This window comes from Brochothrix campestris FSL F6-1037, from assembly GCF_000525915.1.
In the GTDB taxonomy this organism is placed as follows: Bacteria; Bacillota; Bacilli; order Lactobacillales; family Listeriaceae; genus Brochothrix; species Brochothrix campestris.
Genome location: NZ_AODH01000127.1, coordinates 1 through 508, shown reverse-complemented (window position 1 = coordinate 508; position 508 = coordinate 1). Strand labels below are relative to the sequence as shown.

The 508-nt window shown below is 45.7% G+C and carries 1 protein-coding gene; it reads right to left on the bottom strand.

Annotated elements, in window-relative coordinates; all coding sequences use genetic code 11:
• Nucleotides 1-94 precede the first annotated feature (94 nt).
• Nucleotides 95-508: DUF11 domain-containing protein (locus BCAMP_RS14140; RefSeq protein WP_035315945.1), on the bottom strand; the 414-nt coding region annotated here is incomplete at its 5' end.

Below are 508 nucleotides of genomic sequence, written 5' to 3'. Positions count from 1 at the left end.
CTTGTTAATAATCGTCGTTGGCGCTGATGTGTTTGTTGCCTTAATTTGATAGCTAATGACCGCGCCAACTTTAACGGCTTTGTGATCAATCGCATCATTGCTGGCATTGAAGACGTTTTTTCTCAGCTTTTAATTTACCTGCTGTCGGCACCACCACTGTCGGTACGCTTGGGATATCTGGTACGGGTGGGTTATCATCGGGATCTTTTGGTGTTGCCACCGCTTTATTGACAACTGTTGTCCCTACAGACTCGGATTCTAGTTTCACCTTAAAGGCAATCACTGCGGTTGCTGTTTCGTTTGTTAAACGGAGCTCTTTCACCGTCAACGTTTGTTCGTTCCAAATTTCTTTGTCGGCGACTGCTTTGCCGTCAATGGTCGTACTGTTTGGTACATAGCTCACATGATTCGGTAATTTATCTACCACTTGACCAACCCATGGGCCACTTCCAGCCTCATGCGTCAGTTTAATACTGTAGTTGAGTATATCACCGACGTGCCTGTGCTT